The following is a 16,862-nucleotide window of genomic DNA, read 5'->3' on the forward strand; positions in this document are numbered from 1 at the left end:
GCGGGGCAGTCCCGCCGGTTCTTTTCTGCGCACCGCGGAGCCTGTTCAAAACGCGCCGCAATCCATATTCTGACATTTTCAAACAGGGCCTAGCCGTTTTGGGCGTCGATCTTCTCTTTCAGCTCGTTGAGGTAAATCCACCGCTCCGTCTTCTCCTCCAGCGCGGCCTCCAGCTCCGCCTGCCGGGCCTGGAGCTCCTGGAGCTTTATATAATCGCTGCCGCAGCCCTCCTGCTCCGCCTGACACTCCGTCAGCCGGCGCTCCAGGTCCTCGATCTCGCCGTCAATGGCCTCAAACTCCCGCTGCTCCTTGTAGGAGAATTTCAGCTTCCGCTCCCGGGGACGCTCTGCCGCAGGACGGGGCTTTTCCGCCGCTTCGGGGGCCTCCTCCCGGCGTTTCTCCGCCCAGTCGGACCAGTTGCCGCTAAAGCGCAGGACCTCCCCGTCCCGCACCTCGAAGATGGACTCCGCCAGCTTGTCCAAAAAGAAGCGGTCATGGGACACCGCCAGAACGGGGCCGGGGAAGCTCTGGAGATAGTCCTCCAGGATGGACAGGGTGGTCACGTCCAGGTCGTTGGTGGGCTCGTCCAGCAGCACGTTGGGAGCCGCCATCAGCACGGACAGCAGGTACAGCCGCCGCCGCTCCCCGCCGGACAGCCGCCCGATGGGCACGGACTGCAGATCCCCGGGGAAGAGGAACCGCTCCATCATCTGGCTGGCGGAGAAGGTGCCCGCGTCGGTTTTTACCTCGCCGGCGATGGAGTGGATGAAATCGTACACCCGCTGATTCAGATCCAGCTCCCGCCCCTCCTGGGAAAAATGACCGATCTTCACCGTGGCTCCAGTCTCCACGCTGCCGCTGTCCGGCGTCAGCTCCCCGGCGATCAGGCGCAGCAGCGTGGACTTTCCCGCGCCGTTGCTTCCCACAATGCCGATGCGGTCGTTCCGCAGCAGATTATAGGAAAAGCCGCCGATGACCGTGCGGTCCCCATAGCGTTTGACAACATCCCGCAGCTCAATGAGCTTCTTCCCCAGGCGGCTGGAGGCCGCCGACATCTGCACGGCCTCGTCCGTCTCCGGCGCATCCCGGGCCAGCAGCTCCTCATAGCGCTGGATGCGCTCCTTGGACTTGGTGGAACGGGCCTTGCACCCCCGCATGATCCACTCCCGCTCCACGCGGAGGATGGACTGCCGCTTGCGCTCGGAGGCCTCCGCCATAGCCGCCCGCTCCTCCCGCAGCTCCAGGTATTTGGAGTAGTTGGCCTCGTAGTGGTACAGCTTCCCCCGGCTCAGCTCGGTGATGTGGTTTACCACCCGCTCCAAAAAGTAGCGGTCGTGGGTCACCATCACCAGGCCGCCCCGAAACCGCCGCAGCCACTCCTCCAGCCAGGCCACCATCCCGCTGTCCAGGTGGTTGGTGGGCTCGTCCAGCACCAGCACATCCGCCGGGTGGATCAAGGCCGCCGCCAGGGCCGCCCGCTTCCGCTGCCCGCCGGAGAGGGTGCCCACCTTCTGGTCATAGTCCGGCAGACCCAGCCGGTTCAGCATGGACTTGGCTTCGTACTCGTTCAGCGTCCGGAACTCCGCCGGGAAGTGGAGGAAGACCTGCTCCAGTACAGTGGCGCTGTCCTCCATCACCGGATTCTGAGGCAGGACGCTGACCTGGACGTTGGGATTCCGGGCAATGGTCCCGGCGTCCGGCTCAAGGACGCCGGCCAGGACCTTCAAAAGGGTGGACTTGCCGGTGCCGTTGATCCCGATGATCCCGGTCTTGTCCCCCTCGTTCAGATAGAAATTCACATCGTCCAGCAGCCGGCGGCTGCCGAAGTCGATGGAGAGATGTTCCGCGGATAAGAGCATAACGGCCTCCTGATCTGCGGGAGAGCCCCCGGCCCGGGGCCCGCTTCCCGCTCAAACTACTTTTCCAGCAAGACTGCGATTGTGGGCGAATCATCTGTATACGCCCTGCCGGCCACATCGCCGTACAGGCCGGCTGCTTTGAAGCCGGCCCTTTCCGCCTCAAGCACCAGCCCGCCAGCCGTAAAACAGGTATTCCAGAGATAATAGCACGCAGACCGATGTTCTGAGAGCACCGCGACCTGTTCCAGCGTGACATTGGGCGGATAGCGGAGCGTCCTGTTCAGCGCCGCATACCCTTCGGCGCTCCAAAAGCCGCCGTCCGGACAGCTCTCCCAATCCCGTCTCTCCTCAAATTCCCGATACGTCTTCATGGAGAACACGTCCAGAAGGAATCTCCCGCCTTTTTTCAGACAGCGAAAGACATTCCCCATCAGAATCTCCCGCTTTTCCGGCGGCAGCACCCCATAATCGCAGTAGATCAACGTACACAGGTCATAGGTCTCCCGCACATCCAGATCCAGATAGTTTTGAATCTGATATGCAATATCCAGCCCCTGTTTCCCGGCGCTCTCCGCGGCGTACTGGACAGAGCGCCTTGAGAGGTCCATCCCGGTCACCCGGTAACCGGCCCTTGCAAAGAGCTCCGCGTATATTCCGGGACCGCAGCCAATATCCAGCAGTTCCGGGTAGTCCGCGGCGGGGGCCGCTTGGCCGATCCAGTCCACGGACTGCCTGATAAAATCCAGCTTCCTGCTGGCGCCCTCAAAATCCGGGGCGAGATGCGCCGCCAGCATCTGCTTTGAAATATGCTCGTCGTCCCAAAACGGAATTTCCATCTCCTCGTATCGTTTTGGCCGGCCGCATATCGCTTCGAGCGAGTCTTTCAGCATGTTTGTTCTCCTCTTATCTCTGTTTGTTCCCAGCCTGCCCATTCCCAGTGAAAGCGGCGCGTTTTATCGCGTCAGCTGGAAGTCTGTTCCGCGCAGCGCGCTCTTCGGCTCACAGGCAGAATACGTGCAAGGCTCCGCCGGCTGTCCGCAGCAAGCGGTATCATTATAGCATAGATACGCGCCCGGCAGCAAGTAGGCGCTCAACACCAAAATACATCTGGCCGTGGATGCGAAGGGTATATCCGCGCAAGTTCTGCCGGCAGACCGGGTCTAAGACACAAATGACATCCTGGCCTATGCAGTTTCAGCAGGTATGGAGACCGTAATTCCTCCCAAAAAGAACCGCAGGTCTCTCTCCGCAGAGCCTCTAATACTTTCTGAGGAAGTTCGAGCCTGCAACTCCCGGCGTCCAGCGCATTGGCGCACTAATTTTTTCTCGTTCACAGCCGCGATTCCGTCAAATTTTATACCAGATTAACGGACAAAAACACATTCGTCAATTTGATTTCCAGCGTAAGAGGAGCCCTGTTCAAAGTCGGCCTTTGTGAGCAAATGCGTTTTTCCGGTTTCGTCGATGATTCTGCAGTGGATAAACAGCGCATCGGTAAAAATACAGTCCTTAAACGTAACCCCATCAAAGAGGACGCTTTCAAATTTGCAGCAGCTAAAAATACTGCCTTTGATGGTGCTGCGCCGGCTGTCTGCGGCCCGAAAGCAAGACTCTATGAAACGGGTCTCCGAAAAATCCACTCTGTTCAGGCCGCAGTCGGAAAATTCCACCTTTGTGGCGTTGAGGCTGGTGAGATTGCTTCCCTGAAAGTCGCAGTCCGTAAAACTGGATTCCGCCAGATTAGGCTTTGTTTGAAAAAAGGCGGAATGCCCAACGGCGAGAGATTTTTTCGCCAATCAAGGCAAACTTTCTTGCCGGGCTGACGCCCGGCAAGAACATTTAACGCAGAGTGGCGGATCAAGATCCACCGTTTGGGCGTTTTGACTTTTTTCAAACAGGGCCTAAGCCCACGAAGATGGACTCGTACAAGCAGATCGCAGACGAGTGGCTGGCGAAGGCGCTATTCGGCGCTGCGGATTTTGGAGAAGCTGCGGGGGATGGGCTTTGATGGGGGCTGCAGCACCATGCCAGACAAAAGGGAAAGTGGAACAGACGGTGCATGTGCGGGACAATTTCATGGTTGGGTTCAAGTATAACGGCCTGACAGATTTGAACAGACAGGCTCTGGCCTGGGCCCCAGGGGCGCTTCTTTTGGCCTTGCGGCCAATTTACCTTCTGCAATAAAGTTAATGGCAAGGCCCACGCCACCACCGATGAAATTCCGTTTGAGCGGTTGAAAAAGAGGGCCTGTCCACTTTTTCTGTGAGTACATCATCGATAAGATCAACTGAAGGCGCGTACAAAAAGACTGCCTCACTGGATGGCTCTTGGCGGCTTTGCCGCTTAGAGCCATCGTGTCCCTCTTGTGGGGGATCTCGTACGTCGGAAATCGGTACTCCGTGCCAGCGGAGTACGACGGCAAAGATGTGGCAGTCGTGGTCCTCATCAAGGGTGAATCTTACCACCTGAAAGAACGCAAGGAATTTGTGCGCCAGAAACATCCGATCATAAACACTCTATTTGAGCAGGGAAACACTTGATTTTGTTCCTCCGCCAAAAATCCACATAAGTTCTTCGGCGTTTTCATACAATTTCAAATCGTCATTGACACATCCCAGGACTGCGGAGAGGGCGTTGTATACGACTCAATTTTATTCAGCAACATGGAACGGAACGCATCTATATATCCACCAGATTTAGGCGGAAATTTTTGCTGTTTTGCTGAAAAGCGCGAGTTTACTTCCGGCGAGTATTGACAAAACAAACAAAACTGCTATAATGTACTAAAAAGGTACTCTATAAAGGAGCGTGATCCAATTGCTGCTGACCCGGGAAATGGACTATGCTCTGCGTATCCTCCGGGCCCTGTATCTGGACGGGCAGCTCTCCGCTGCGGCTATTGCGGAAAAGGAGCACATGCCCAAGGCTGTCACGCTGAAAATACTGAAGCGTCTCCATGCCGCCGGCCTGGTGGGCAGTCATCGGGGGCCCAGTGGAGGCTACCTGATCCGGCGATCCTGCGAAGAGCTGTATCTGAGGGACCTGTTTCTGGCGCTTGGAGACCCTGTTTTTGTCAACCGCTGCCAGCGGCCAGGCTATCGGTGCGAAAACCGGCGGCCAGACAGCTGCGGTGTGTGCCGGGAGCTGTCCCGCATCCAGAGAGCGCTGGACGGGGAGCTGCGCAAAACGCCATTGAGCGCAATGTTCCAGGAACTTTAATATAGAGGAGGAAGTATCTGTATGCTGTATCAAACCACACAGGAGCATGAGGAGCTGCGGGCCAAGGTAAGGGAATTTGCCGAAACTGAGGTAAAGCCCATCGCTTTCATGCTGGACCAGAACAACCAGTTCCCCACCGAGGTGGTCAAGAAGATGGGTGAGCTGGGCCTGATGGGCCTGCCCTATGAGAAGGAGTACGGCGGCGCCGGGGCGGACGCCCTGAGTTACGCCATCGCCGTGGAGGAGCTGGCCCGGGTGGACGGCGGCGTGGGCGTGATCCTGTCGGCCCACACCTCTCTGGGTACCTATCCTATCTACGCCTTTGGCAATGAGGAACAGAAGAAAAAGTACCTGCCCGACCTGTGCTCCGGCAAAAAGGTGGGCGCCTTCGGCCTGACCGAGCCTAACGCCGGCTCTGACGCCGGCGGCACCGAGACCACCGCCGAGGACATGGGGGACCACTACCTCCTGAACGGTGAGAAAATTTTTATCACCAACGGCGGTCAGGCCGACACCTATGTGGTCTTCGCCGTCACTACGCCCGGCATCGGCACCCGGGGCATCTCCGCCCTCATTGTGGAGAAAGGCTGGGAGGGCTTCACCTTTGAGGAACACTATGACAAGATGGGCATCCGCTCCTCTGCCACCTGCCAGCTGAACTTTAATAACGTCAAGGTTCCCAAAGAGAATCTGCTGGGCAAAGAGGGCCAGGGCTTTAAGATCGCCATGGCCACCCTGGACGGCGGCCGCATCGGCATCGCGGCCCAGGCGCTGGGCATCGCCCAGGGAGCCTATGAGGCCGCCGTGGAGTACTCCAAGGAGCGCGTCCAGTTCGGCAAGCCCATCTGCCAGCAGCAGAACGTGGCCTTCAAAATTGCCGATATGGCGACCAAGCTGCGCTGCGCCCGGTTTCTGGTCTACTCCGCCGCCGAGCTGAAACAGGCCCACGCTCCCTACGGCATGGAGTCCGCTATGGCCAAGCAGTACGCCTCCGACATTGCCCTGGAGGTCACCAACGACGCCCTGCAAATTTTCGGCGGCTGCGGTTATATCAAGGGCATGGAGGTGGAACGGTTCTACCGCGACGCCAAGATCACCACCATCTATGAGGGCACCAACGAAATTCAGCGGGTGGTCATCGCCTCCCATATCCTGGGCAAGGCGGCCAAGGACACCTCCGCCGCCCCCGCCCAGCAAAAGGGCCCCGAAACCGGAGCCCGCAAGCGCCTGATTCTCAAGGACGGCACTGCCCAGGAGAAGGTGGAGACCCTGGTGGCCAACCTGAAAAAGGACGGCCATGACTTCACCGTGGGCATCCCCATGGACACCCCCATCACCCAGGCTGAGCGGGTGGTCTCCGCCGGACAGGGCATCGGGGAGAAAAAGAATATGAAGCTGATCGAGAACCTGGCCAAAGCCGCCGGCGCGGCGGTCGGCTCCAGCCGTCCTGTGGCCGAGACGCTGAAATATGTGCCTATCAACCGCTATGTGGGCATGTCCGGTCAGAAGTTCAAGGGCAACCTCTATATCGCCTGCGGGATCTCCGGCGCCATTCAGCACTTGAAAGGTATCAAGGACGCCTCCTGCATCGTGGCCATCAACACAAACCCCAATGCCAAAATCTTCAAAAACTGCGACTACGGCATCGTAGGGGATGTGATGGAAATCCTGCCCCTGCTCACCGCCGCCCTGGACACCGGGGAGAAGCAGCCTGCGCCTCCCATGGTGAAGATGAAACGGATGGTCCCCAAAAAGGTCTATCAGCCCCGGAAACTGTATGTCTGCAACGGCTGCGGCCACGAGTACGATCCCATGCAGGGCGACCCGGAGAACGAGGTCAAGCCCGGCACCGCCTTCAAGGACCTGCCCGAGGGCTGGACCTGCCCCCACTGCGGCGAGCCTGCCGAGGCTTTCATTGAAATCGAGGCGTAACCACTTTAAAAGAATCATAAAGGAGGAAGCCCTATATGTATAATTACCGCATGGTCACCGACGACCTTTACTGGGTAGGCGCAGACGAGCACCGGCTGGCTCTGTTTGAGAACATCCACCCCCTGTACCACGGCGTCTCCTACAACGCCTATGTCCTGCTGGACGAGAAGACTGTCCTCTTCGACACCGCAGACTGGGCGGTGGGCCGGCAGTTTATTGCCAACGTGAAGGCTGTGCTCAACGGCCGCCCCCTGGACTATCTGGTCATCAACCACGTGGAGCCGGATCACGCCGCCTCCATTGAGGAGATTCTCCTGCGCTGGCCCAAGGTGAAGATCATCACCACCCCCAAGGCGGTCACGCTGCTGAACCAGTTCGGCTTCGGCCTGGACCCCAATCAGATTGAAGAGGTCAAGGAGGGGGATACCAAGAGCTTCGGCAAGCACACGGTGGCCTTCGTTTACGCTCCCATGGTCCACTGGCCCGAGGCCATGGTGACCTTCGACACCACCAACGGCGTCCTTTTCTCCGCCGACGCTTTCGGCTCCTTCCGCTCTCTGGACGGCAAGCTCTTCGCCGATGAATTTGACTTTGACCGGGAGTGGATCGACGACGCCCGGCGGTACTACACCAACATCGTGGGCAAGTACGGCCCCCAGGTGGTGGCCCTGCTGAACAAGGCTGCCAGCGTCGTGGGACTGGACAACATCAAATATCTGTGCCCCCTCCACGGTCCGGTGTGGCGCAAGGATCTGGGGTACATCATCGATAAATACACCCACTGGGCCACCTATGAGCCGGAGGAGAAAGGCGTCATGATTGTCTACGCCTCCATGTACGGCAATACCGAGGCCGCCGCCGAGGTCCTGGCCGCCAAGCTCACCGCCCGGGGCGTCACCAACACCCGGCTGTATGACGTGTCCTCCACCCATGTCAGCTATCTGATCTCCGATCTGTTTAAGTACAGCCACCTGGTGCTGGCCTCCGTTACCTACAACCTGGGCATTTTCCCGCCCATGCACAATTTCCTCATGGACATGAAGGCCCTGAATCTCCAGAAACGCACGGTCGCCATCATGGGCAGCGGCTCTTGGGCGCCCCGCTCCGGCGCACTGATGAAGGAGGAGATCGAGAGTCTGAAAAACATGACCGTTCTGGACGAGGAGATGACCGTCACCTCTTCCCTCAAGGCCGATAATGAATCGGAGATCGATGCTCTGGCCGACGCCATCGCCGCCTCGATCAAGGGCGAGAGCAAGTAAAGAGCCATACAAATACAAAAGGCTTAACGGAAAGCGTGTTTGCGTCAGTACTGACGCAAACACGCTTTTTGTTGAACAACCCCGCCCAATCCGAACAAATTTTCTTATCTTTTGAGATGCCCGCAGCTTTCTCCATCCAATGAGTGGTAAAAAGTCTTTTTGAACCTATCTGCCAAATCTCTGTCTGCTGTTCCCTTGCCGGCAAGCTGACCAGCTGCAGACTCACATCACAACGACGCTTCCGTTCAAACTGGGCATCCGTATATTTCAAGAGAGACGCCCAGCTGACCCTGGCGCTTATGGGCGGCGGAGCTGACCTCTGAGCTGCGGGAGACCCCCGGCAGACGGCAGCTCACTCCGGATAGGCAAATTCCAGCGGTTAGGCCATGTTTGAAAAAAGGCGGAATGCCCAACGGCGAGAGATATTTTCGCCAATCAAGGCAAATTTTTGCAGGCGGGCTGACGCCCGGCAAGAACATTTAACGCAGAGTGGCGGATCAAGATCCACCGTTTGGGCGTTTTGACTTTTTTCAAACAAGGCCTAAGATGGCAATGCAAAATCAACAACTATCGGGTTCCATGCCGCGGCTCCAGGGATTTAGGGGACATTCCAGCCTCAATAGGGCCGGCCGCTCCCTCCCATTGGCGGTATAACCGCTGGGGAATGCCAAGTCCGTCCAGGATTTTTCCCACCAAATGATCCACTGCGTCCTCCAATGTCTGAGGGCGTGCGTAAAAGCCGACACAGGGCGGCAGGAGCATGGCCCCCGCCTCGGTGAGGGTCAGCATATTCCGGAGGTGAATGGAGGAGAGCGGTGTCTCTCGCGGGACCAGAAGCAGGCGGCGGCGTTCTTTCAGCGTCACATCGGCGGCACGGGCAATTAAATTGCAGGAAAAGCCGTTGGCAATGGCGGCGAGGGTCTTCATGCTGCACGGAACTACCGCCATGCCCTCTGTTTGGAAGGAGCCGCTGGAAATGCCGGCGGCCATATCTGTGACGGGATAAACCGCATGTGCCAGAGACTGAACCTGTGTCACCGTATAACCGGTTTCCAGCGCAATGGTTTTCTGCGCCCACTCGCTCAGGATCAGATGGATTTCCGCTCCGCTGCTCCGCAGCTCCTGGAGCAGCCGTATGCCCAGGACCGCCCCGCTGGCGCCGGTCATTGCCACAATGATTCGTCTTTTTTCCATATTGACCTCCGGTGAAAATCATGATGAGTAAAGAAAACGCCGCCGTTCTTCTCTTCGCGAAGGACGGCGGCATCACGGTGTCAGAGATAGTCCTCCAGGCGGATGTTCTCCATGCCGGCGATGTGGATTTTTTGAAAGCGGCCGCGCTCGGCGTCCACAGGGATGGTGGCATCAATGCCCAGCTTGTCGCTGACTCCGTCGGCGGAGGAGGGGTCCAGCTTGTTGCCCATGGCGCCGGTAACCACAAATACATCCCGCCCCGCCTGAACGCGGTTAGCCAGCGCCCACTCTACATCCTGGGTGTCGAATATATCAATGTCGGTATCCACCACAGTCACGTGCTTGATCTCGGAGCTGCTGGCAAACGCGGCAAAGATGGCATTTTTTGCCTCTCCCTTATACTGCTGGTCCAACTGGATTACCGCGTGATACCGGCAGCCGCCGGCCGGCGTAATGTGGACGCTTTTCACATTGGGCGTGGTCTGCCGGACAAGCTGCAGCATAGCGGCCTCCCTGGGAATCCCCCCCAGAAGCAGGTGCTCCATGGAAGCCGGAATAATGGTGTGATAGATGGGCGTGTCCCGGTGAGTAATCGCCGTTACCTCAATCACGTGGCGGGGCGCACGGGGGCCGTAAGTCCGGGGATACTCTCCAAAGGGGCCCTCGTTCTCCCGGACATTTGGCAGTATTCTGCCCTCTATAACAATCTCGCATTCCACCGGGACTTCCAAATCCACGGTTTCACAGGGCACCAGTTCAATAGGCTCCCCCAAAAGCGTTCCGCCAATTTCAAATTCATCCACGCCCAGCCGGGTGGTCGCCTGGGAGCTTAACAGCAGTGCAGGATGCACGCCGATTGCCAGAGCGATTTCCAGGGGCCTGCCCAAGGCCTCGGCCCTGCGGAAGATCTGGTTGGTGTGGCGGGGCAGCAGCAGCGCGCCCAAGTGGCTGCGGTCCTTGATTTCGTGACGGTGGATCGACACGTTCCGTATGCCGGTCTCCGGGTCTTTGACGATACATAAAGCCGCGGTCAGATAGCGGGCGCTGTCTTTTTCATGGTGCAGGCAGGCGGGCAGAATTCCCAGATCCACCTGTTCGCCAGTGAGAATATGCGCCTTGACGGCAAAGGGGCCGTCTTCTCTGTTCAGCGTTTTACAGGGCGTGAGGCGGGTCAGGGCGTCGTTGAACCTGTCCGGCAGCTCCCGGACGGAGAGGCCGATGGATTGGGCCATGGCCTCCCGCGAGGCGGCAAGACCTGTGACCACAGGAATGGCGCTGCCGGCGACGCGCTCGAAGAAGGCGCCGTACTGCGGCTCCAGCAGCTTGCCCACCGCCGCCAGCTCATGGATGGGGCTGACCTCCCGGCGGACGCGCTTCATCAGTCCCCGCGCCTCCGCCTCAGTCAGCCACTCCCTTAAAATCGGTTTCATGCGTGTTCCTCCTATTGGTACAGCTTCTGAGATGGGGCCCGTCATTCCGGGCGGAGGCGGGCTTTGGAGCCGCGGCTGTGTTACTCCTCCGGATACATGACGACCTTCAGCCCCTGCTTTTTTTCAAAGACTTCAAAGGCCTTTTCCCACTCGCTCAGACCGAACTCGTGGGTAGCCAGGGGGTCCAGACGCACCTTGCCCGCGGCCAGGAGCTTGACGGTTTTATCCCAGGATGTCCAACGCTGGCTCTGGGAGCCGATCATGCGGATTTCCTTCACCACCAGCTTGTCCATGTCCACAGCCATTCTGCGGTTTCCGAACATGGCCATCTGCGTGTATCTGCCCATCCGGCGCACATACTCAAAGCAGGCGTCAATAGAGGACTGGGCTCCGGCGCACTCAAACACGGCGTCCGCGCCATAGCCTCCGGTCAGTTCCCGGATGCGGGCGGCAGCGTCCTCGGCCTGGACGTTGATGGTGTAGTCCGCCCCCAGCTGCCGGGCAATTTCCAGCCGGCCGGCGTCGGCCTCGGTGCCCGTCACAATGACGGTGGCGCCCTCCGCCTTAGCCAGCTGGGTCATCAAAAGACCGTTGGGCCCCGGACCGGATACCACCACGGTGTCGTCGCCCTTCAAGCCGGTGATCTCAATGGCGTGAGCCACGCAGGCCATGGGCTCCATCAGAGCGCCGGCCTTGAAGCTGACGCCGTCGGGCACAATATGGGCCATCTGCTCTTCAATGACGGTGTACTTGGCAAAGCTGCCGTTCTCCCCCCAGCCCATGCCGGAGCGGCTGCCGCAGTGGTTGTAGTTTCCGGTGCGGCAGTACATGCACTTGCCGCAGAGACGGGCGGGGGCCTCGGCGGTAACGCGGTCTCCGGGGCGGAACATGGTTACGCCCTCTCCGGTTTCCAGTACCACGCCGGAAAATTCGTGACCCAGCACCACCGGGGGATGATTATGGAAGGTATCCTCCAAAATATGCAGGTCCGTTCCGCAGACGCCCGTGGCCTTGACCTCCACCAGCAGCTCTCCCGGACCGGGTCTGCGGGGATCGGGAAAATCGGTATACGCCACATTACCGGGACCTTTGGCGGTTTTTACAACTGCTTTCATGGTTCTCACCTCTTCAAAAATTGTGGCGGAGCACGTTGTTCCGCCGGAAAACGGGCCTCTCCGGCCCTGTCGGATCAGGCAAAGCGGGCCAGCAGGTTCGGCAGCCACATGACGGACTGGGGAACGTAAGTCACAAACAGCAGCACGGCGACGCAGACGCCGCACCACGGCCAGATGGTCCGCACCAGCTTGTTGGCCTCGATTCCGGTGGAGGACGCGGTGGTGTACAGGCAGGTGCCCACCGGAGGCGTCAGCAGGCCAACGGTCAGATTCAGACAGACCATGACGCCAAAGTGTACCGGATTGTAGTTGAACTGACTGATGATCGGCAGCAGAACCGGAACCAGAATGATAACGGCGGGAGTGGCGTCCATCAGCATACCGATAATCAGCAGCATGACATTGATCAGCAGCAGAATGACATAGCGGTTGTCGGACAGGCCGATCACGAAATTTGCAATCCTGGTGGGGATTTGGTCAAAAGCCAGGGTGTAGCCAAACACACCGCCCATAGCGCCGATCATCAAAACAGCGGCAGAGGAAACGGCGGATTTCAAAAGGCAGTTGTACAGCTTTTTCAGGGTGATAGTTTTATAGATAAAGGTGCCCACCAGGAAAATCAACATTGCCAATACTGCCGCGGCCTCCGTAGCGGTGCATATACCGGTGCCGATGCACAGCAGGGCTGCCACAGGGGTGACAATGGAAAATGCCGCCTGCTTCCAGGCCCTCCAAACCTCGCGGCTGTCCGGCTTGGCGCCTACCGGCCAATTCCGCCTGCGGCTGAAACAGAAGATGACGAAGAACAGCGCCAGGGCCAGATAGATGCCCACCGATACGCCGCACAAAAACAAATCCCGGACGGAGATATTGGCCTGCACGGCATAGATGACAAACAGCAGTCCCGGCGGGATCATGGGACCGATCACCGACGTGGCGGAAATCAGGCCCGCGCTGAAGGTGTCTCCATAGCCGTCCTTCACCAGGTTGGGATACATCACGCTGCCCAGCAGCGCGGCCTCCGCGTTGGCGGAGCCCAGAGACGCGCCCAGCATGGCGCCCAGCAGGACGGTGGCGTAACACAGGCTTCCCTTAATCCGGCCGATCAGCACACGGGCCAGATTGCACAGGCGGTCCACGTCGCCGGACAGGCCCATCAGCTCACCGGCCAGCAGGAACAGGGGAATTGCCAGCAGGCTGTAATTGCTGGCGGAGGAAAACAGCTTTTGGGGCAGGGCCAGCAGCATCTGCGGGCCGAGCGTACACATATGGGCGACGGCGGTCAGCCCCAGCACCAGGGCAATGGGTACGCCGATAGCCAGTGCGAGGACAAAGATAAACGCCACAATCATTCGGTATACGCTCCTTTCTCCTCCACGGCGACGTCCGTCCCGCAGATATGGGCAATCAAGCGGTTAATCATGCACAGCTCCATCAGCGCGCCGGAGATCGGGATCAGGCAGTAAAAAACGATAATGGGAATACGGAGCGTGGGCGTGCGCTGGTTGATCACGGCGGCAGAGGAGCAGAGCGCATAGCCGTACCAGGCCATGGCCGCCAGCAGAACCATCATCATCAGATCGCCCAGGACGCACAGCGCCTTTTTCGCCCCCGGCGGGAGGCTGTCCCGGAGGAAGGTGATGCCCGCCATCTTGTCGCCCCGCAGGGCGACATAGCCTCCCAGATACGTAATGACCACCAGCAGGTACGCGGACAGCTCGTCAATCCAGGGCTGAGGACTGCTGAAGCAGTACCGCATGATGACGCCCAGAAAAACAATGAACATTTGCACGAAAAGAGCAACAGCCGTGATTAGTTTGAATACAAAGCTCAAGCCCTCTTCGAATTTGTTGAAAACCTTCAATTTCTTCACCTCTGTTGATTTTTTCCCGCAAACGTCCCGGCTCGTCTCCGCCTGGAACCTGGTCCAGGCGGAGACGAGGGCCGGTTCTGCCGGCTGGAAGGAGTGCGGCAATATCAGCCAACGGCCTCCTGAGCGGCGTCCACCAGGAGCTTGGCCTCGGGAATCTCCTGACAGTACTGGTCGATCAGGGGCTGCACAGCGGCGTAGAAGGGCTCCATGTCCGGCGTGCACAGGGTCATGCCGTTGTCCTGCATATTCTGAATATGGAAGTCGTTTGCCTCAATGGAGGTTTTCAGGGAGGCGGCAGCAGCTTCGGCGGCCGCCGCCATGCAGACGGCTTGATCCTCCGCGGACATCGCGCTGTAAGAGGGGTCGGACATCAGCAGAACCATGGTGTTGTTGAAGTGGCCGGAAATCGTCAAATAGTCGGCGACCTCATAGAACTTGGAGGCGGTGCCGCCCATGGCGTCGGACTCGAAGCCGTCGATGGTATTTTGCTGCATGGCGGAGTAGATGTCATTGTAGGTCAGGGAGACCGGCTTGCAGCCCAAGGCCTCAAAGATGGCCATATGCACGGGGGTCTGCATGCAGCGCAGCTTCAAGCCCGCCATGTCGTCCAGAGTTTCAATGGGCTTGTTGGTGTAAAAATGGCGGAAGGGCTGATACAGGAAGGACAATCCGACAATTCCGACCTCCTCCTGCATTCTGTCCAGCAGCCGGCGGCCAATATCGCCCTCGGTCAGAACGCTGTACATCGCCTGGAGATCGTTGTGCCAGATATAGGGCATATCGCATCCCACCAGAACATCGGTGAAGTTTGCAATGGTGGGCGTGGAGGTGACGGCTACATCCAGGGTGCCCATTTGCAGCATCTCCATCATCTCCACGTCGCCGCCCAGCTGGCCGCCGGCGTAGAGCTCAACCTTGACACGGCCGTCCGTGTTCTCTTCCACGTATTGTTTGAAGCTCTCGGCCGCGACGGTATAGGGATGGTCGTCCTGATAGGCCACCGTCCAAGCCAGGCGCAGAGTCGTGCTCTCCCCGGAAGGAGCTGACTGGTCCGCATCGGGACTTGCCGCCGGGGGCGCGGAAGTGCCGCCGTTGTTCCCGCCGCAGGCGGCAAGGGTCAGAGCCATTGCAAGGCTCAGGATCAGAGCGCAGATTCTTTTCATGTCGTTACCTCCAATTTTTATTTTAATAAAGCGCGGACCTATTAGCGGATAAGTTCCAGCGCAGTATTACAGACGCTCACGGCATCCATATGATAGGAGTCCCACAACAGCTCGGCGGAAGCCACATCGCCGAATACGTCGGGAATACCCAGGATTTTCACAACAGCTTTTGCGCCGGGCATGGCCGCCACTGTCTCCGCAACGGCGCTTCCCAGGCCGCCGAAGACGTTGTGCTCTTCCATGGTGATGATGGCTTTTGTCTCTCGCGCCGCCTTCTCCACCGCCTCTTTATCAAAGGGCTTGATGGTGTGGATGTCCAGAACGCGGCAGCTGACGCCGTGCTTCTCCAACTCCTCCGCTGCGGCCACGGCCCGCTGGAGCATGACGCCTGCGGCGGCAATCGTCACGTCGGAGCCCTCCCGGAAGGTGACGGCCCTGCCAATTTGGTAGTCGTCCAGCTCCGCGTAAAGCACCGGCGCGTCGCCCCGGCCCAGGCGGATATAGACGGGGCCCTCCATCTCCACAGCGGCCTTGACCGCCTGAACCGTTTCCAGATAATCCGCCGGGGCGATGACGGTCATATTGGGGATGGCCCGCATAATCGCCAGATCCTCCTCGCAGAAGTGGGTGGCACCGGCGGTGCCGATGCTCAGGCCGGAGTGGGTGGTGACGATCTTCACATTCAGCCTGGGATAGGCGACGGAGGTGCGGATCTGCTCGCCGGAGCGCAGGCTGGCAAACACAGAAAAAGTGCTGCAAACGGGGATCATGCCGCAGGCGGCAAGGCCCGCCGCCGTACCCATCATGCTCTGCTCGGCGATGCCCATGTTGAAAAACTTCTCAGGGTATTTTTTCGCAAATTTGCAGGTCATCGTGGACTCGGAGAGATCCGCGTCCAAAACGACGAGTCTATCGTTTTCCGGGCCCAGGTCCAACAGGGCGTCGGCATAAGCGGTTCTGGTGGAGCGCACCAGCGTCTTGCTGTTCTCGATCCTCATTGTCTCAGCCCTCCATTTCTGCCATCGCCATGGCGGCCTGTTCCTTTGTAATGGCCTTGCCATGGAACTCAACCTTATTTTCCATAAAGGAGACGCCCTTGCCCTTCACCGTCCTGGCGATGATGACGGAGGGCCGCCCTTTGGCGGCCTTGGCCGTGTCAACTGCGGCGCCCAGGGCCGCAGTGTCATGGCCGTCCACCTCCTGGACGTGCCAGCCAAAGCTCCGCCATTTGTCCGCCAGAGGCTCCAGACCCATCACCTGCTCGGTAGTTCCGTCAATTTGCAGGCCGTTGCGGTCTACAAAGGCGATCACATGGTCCAGCCTGTAGTGGGCGGCGGCCATCGCAGCCTCCCAGATCATGCCCTCCTGCAGTTCTCCGTCCCCCATCAGAACATAGACGTGATAGTCCCTCTTTTGAAGGCGTCCGGCCAGGGCCATGCCGTTGGCCGCAGCCAGCCCCTGGCCCAGAGAACCGCTGGTCATGTCAATGCCGGGAACCTTGTTCATATCGGGATGGCCGGGGAGCCTGCTCCAGTCCTTTCGAAAGCTCTTCAGCTCCTCTGCGGGGAAATAGCCGCGTTCCGCCAGAACGGAGTACATCATCAAAGTCGCGTGGCCCTTGCTGAGGACAAAGCGGTCCCGGTCCGGGTCTCTGGGGTTGGCGGGGTCTACATGCATCTTTTCAAAATACAGCTCCGTCACAATCTCCACAGCCGACAAAGACCCGCCGGGATGGCCGCAGCCGGCAGTGGCCAGGGTGGTCACGATGTCCCTTCGGACATCGCGGCAGATTTCCTGAATCTTGCTCATGATCTT

General features: G+C 59.0%; 15 protein-coding genes. 3 read left to right on the forward strand and 12 right to left on the reverse strand.

Going from position 1 to position 16,862, the window contains the following annotated elements:
- Positions 1-89 precede the first annotated feature (89 nt).
- From C816_RS11265 to C816_RS25640, 3 genes are all read right to left on the reverse strand, one after another.
- Positions 90-1,859 carry an ABC-F family ATP-binding cassette domain-containing protein gene (locus tag C816_RS11265; protein ID WP_016322513.1) on the reverse strand — a complete coding sequence of 590 codons (1,770 nt, stop codon included), beginning with the start codon at positions 1,857-1,859 and terminating at the stop codon, positions 90-92.
- Positions 1,860-1,915: 56 nt separating this feature from the next.
- Complete coding sequence (locus C816_RS11270; protein ID WP_016322514.1) at positions 1,916-2,749, reverse strand: class I SAM-dependent methyltransferase; 834 nt, start codon at positions 2,747-2,749, stop codon at positions 1,916-1,918.
- A 474-nt stretch (positions 2,750-3,223) separates the two neighbouring features.
- The gene (locus C816_RS25640) at positions 3,224-3,655 is read right to left on the reverse strand and encodes a pentapeptide repeat-containing protein (protein ID WP_016322515.1); all 432 of its coding nucleotides are present in this window, start codon (positions 3,653-3,655) and stop codon (positions 3,224-3,226) included.
- A 1,021-nt stretch (positions 3,656-4,676) separates the two neighbouring features.
- On the opposite strand from C816_RS25640, the gene C816_RS11285 reads away from it, so the two are divergent.
- From C816_RS11285 to C816_RS11295, 3 genes are read left to right on the forward strand one after another with little or no spacing between them, the layout of a single operon-like run.
- Positions 4,677-5,078 carry an RrF2 family transcriptional regulator gene (locus tag C816_RS11285; protein ID WP_016322516.1) on the forward strand — a complete coding sequence of 134 codons (402 nt, stop codon included), beginning with the start codon at positions 4,677-4,679 and terminating at the stop codon, positions 5,076-5,078.
- Positions 5,079-5,099: 21 nt separating this feature from the next.
- Positions 5,100-7,010 carry an acyl-CoA dehydrogenase family protein gene (locus tag C816_RS22730; RefSeq protein ID WP_016322517.1) on the forward strand — a complete coding sequence of 637 codons (1,911 nt, stop codon included), beginning with the start codon at positions 5,100-5,102 and terminating at the stop codon, positions 7,008-7,010.
- Positions 7,011-7,045: 35 nt separating this feature from the next.
- Positions 7,046-8,272 carry an FprA family A-type flavoprotein gene (locus C816_RS11295; protein ID WP_016322518.1) on the forward strand — a complete coding sequence of 409 codons (1,227 nt, stop codon included), beginning with the start codon at positions 7,046-7,048 and terminating at the stop codon, positions 8,270-8,272.
- Here the strand turns inward: C816_RS11295 and C816_RS24535 are convergent.
- From C816_RS24535 to C816_RS11335, 9 genes are all read right to left on the reverse strand, one after another.
- Positions 8,253-8,543, reverse strand: coding sequence for a hypothetical protein (locus C816_RS24535; RefSeq protein ID WP_207636923.1), 291 nt, complete (start codon positions 8,541-8,543; stop codon positions 8,253-8,255). The genes C816_RS11295 and C816_RS24535 overlap by 20 nt on opposite strands.
- 296 nt (positions 8,544-8,839) lie before the next feature.
- Positions 8,840-9,466, reverse strand: coding sequence for a UbiX family flavin prenyltransferase (locus C816_RS11300; protein ID WP_016322519.1), 627 nt, complete (start codon positions 9,464-9,466; stop codon positions 8,840-8,842).
- 80 nt (positions 9,467-9,546) lie between these two features.
- A complete protein-coding gene (locus C816_RS11305; RefSeq protein WP_016322520.1) occupies positions 9,547-10,896 on the reverse strand; it encodes a UbiD family decarboxylase in 1,350 nt (449 codons plus the stop codon).
- 80 nt (positions 10,897-10,976) lie between these two features.
- Positions 10,977-12,011, reverse strand: coding sequence for a zinc-dependent alcohol dehydrogenase (locus C816_RS11310; protein ID WP_016322521.1), 1,035 nt, complete (start codon positions 12,009-12,011; stop codon positions 10,977-10,979).
- A 74-nt stretch (positions 12,012-12,085) separates the two neighbouring features.
- Positions 12,086-13,363, reverse strand: a complete 1,278-nt coding sequence (locus C816_RS11315; protein WP_016322522.1) for a TRAP transporter large permease — start codon at positions 13,361-13,363, stop codon at positions 12,086-12,088.
- Entirely contained in the window at positions 13,360-13,797 is a 438-nt protein-coding gene (locus tag C816_RS11320; RefSeq protein WP_207636924.1) for a TRAP transporter small permease, read from the reverse strand. Before C816_RS11320 ends, C816_RS11315 begins: the two co-directional genes overlap by 4 nt.
- A gap of 191 nt (positions 13,798-13,988) precedes the next feature.
- Complete coding sequence (locus C816_RS11325) at positions 13,989-15,047, reverse strand: TRAP transporter substrate-binding protein (protein WP_016322524.1); 1,059 nt, start codon at positions 15,045-15,047, stop codon at positions 13,989-13,991.
- Between the two features lie 41 nt (positions 15,048-15,088).
- Entirely contained in the window at positions 15,089-16,045 is a 957-nt protein-coding gene (locus C816_RS11330) for a transketolase family protein (RefSeq protein ID WP_016322525.1), read from the reverse strand.
- Positions 16,046-16,049: 4 nt separating this feature from the next.
- Positions 16,050-16,856 (reverse strand): transketolase, encoded by an 807-nt coding sequence (locus tag C816_RS11335; RefSeq protein WP_016322526.1) that lies wholly within the window; start codon positions 16,854-16,856, stop codon positions 16,050-16,052.
- Positions 16,857-16,862 lie beyond the last annotated feature (6 nt).

This window comes from Oscillibacter sp. 1-3, from assembly GCF_000403435.2.
Taxonomy (GTDB): domain Bacteria; phylum Bacillota; class Clostridia; order Oscillospirales; family Oscillospiraceae; genus Oscillibacter.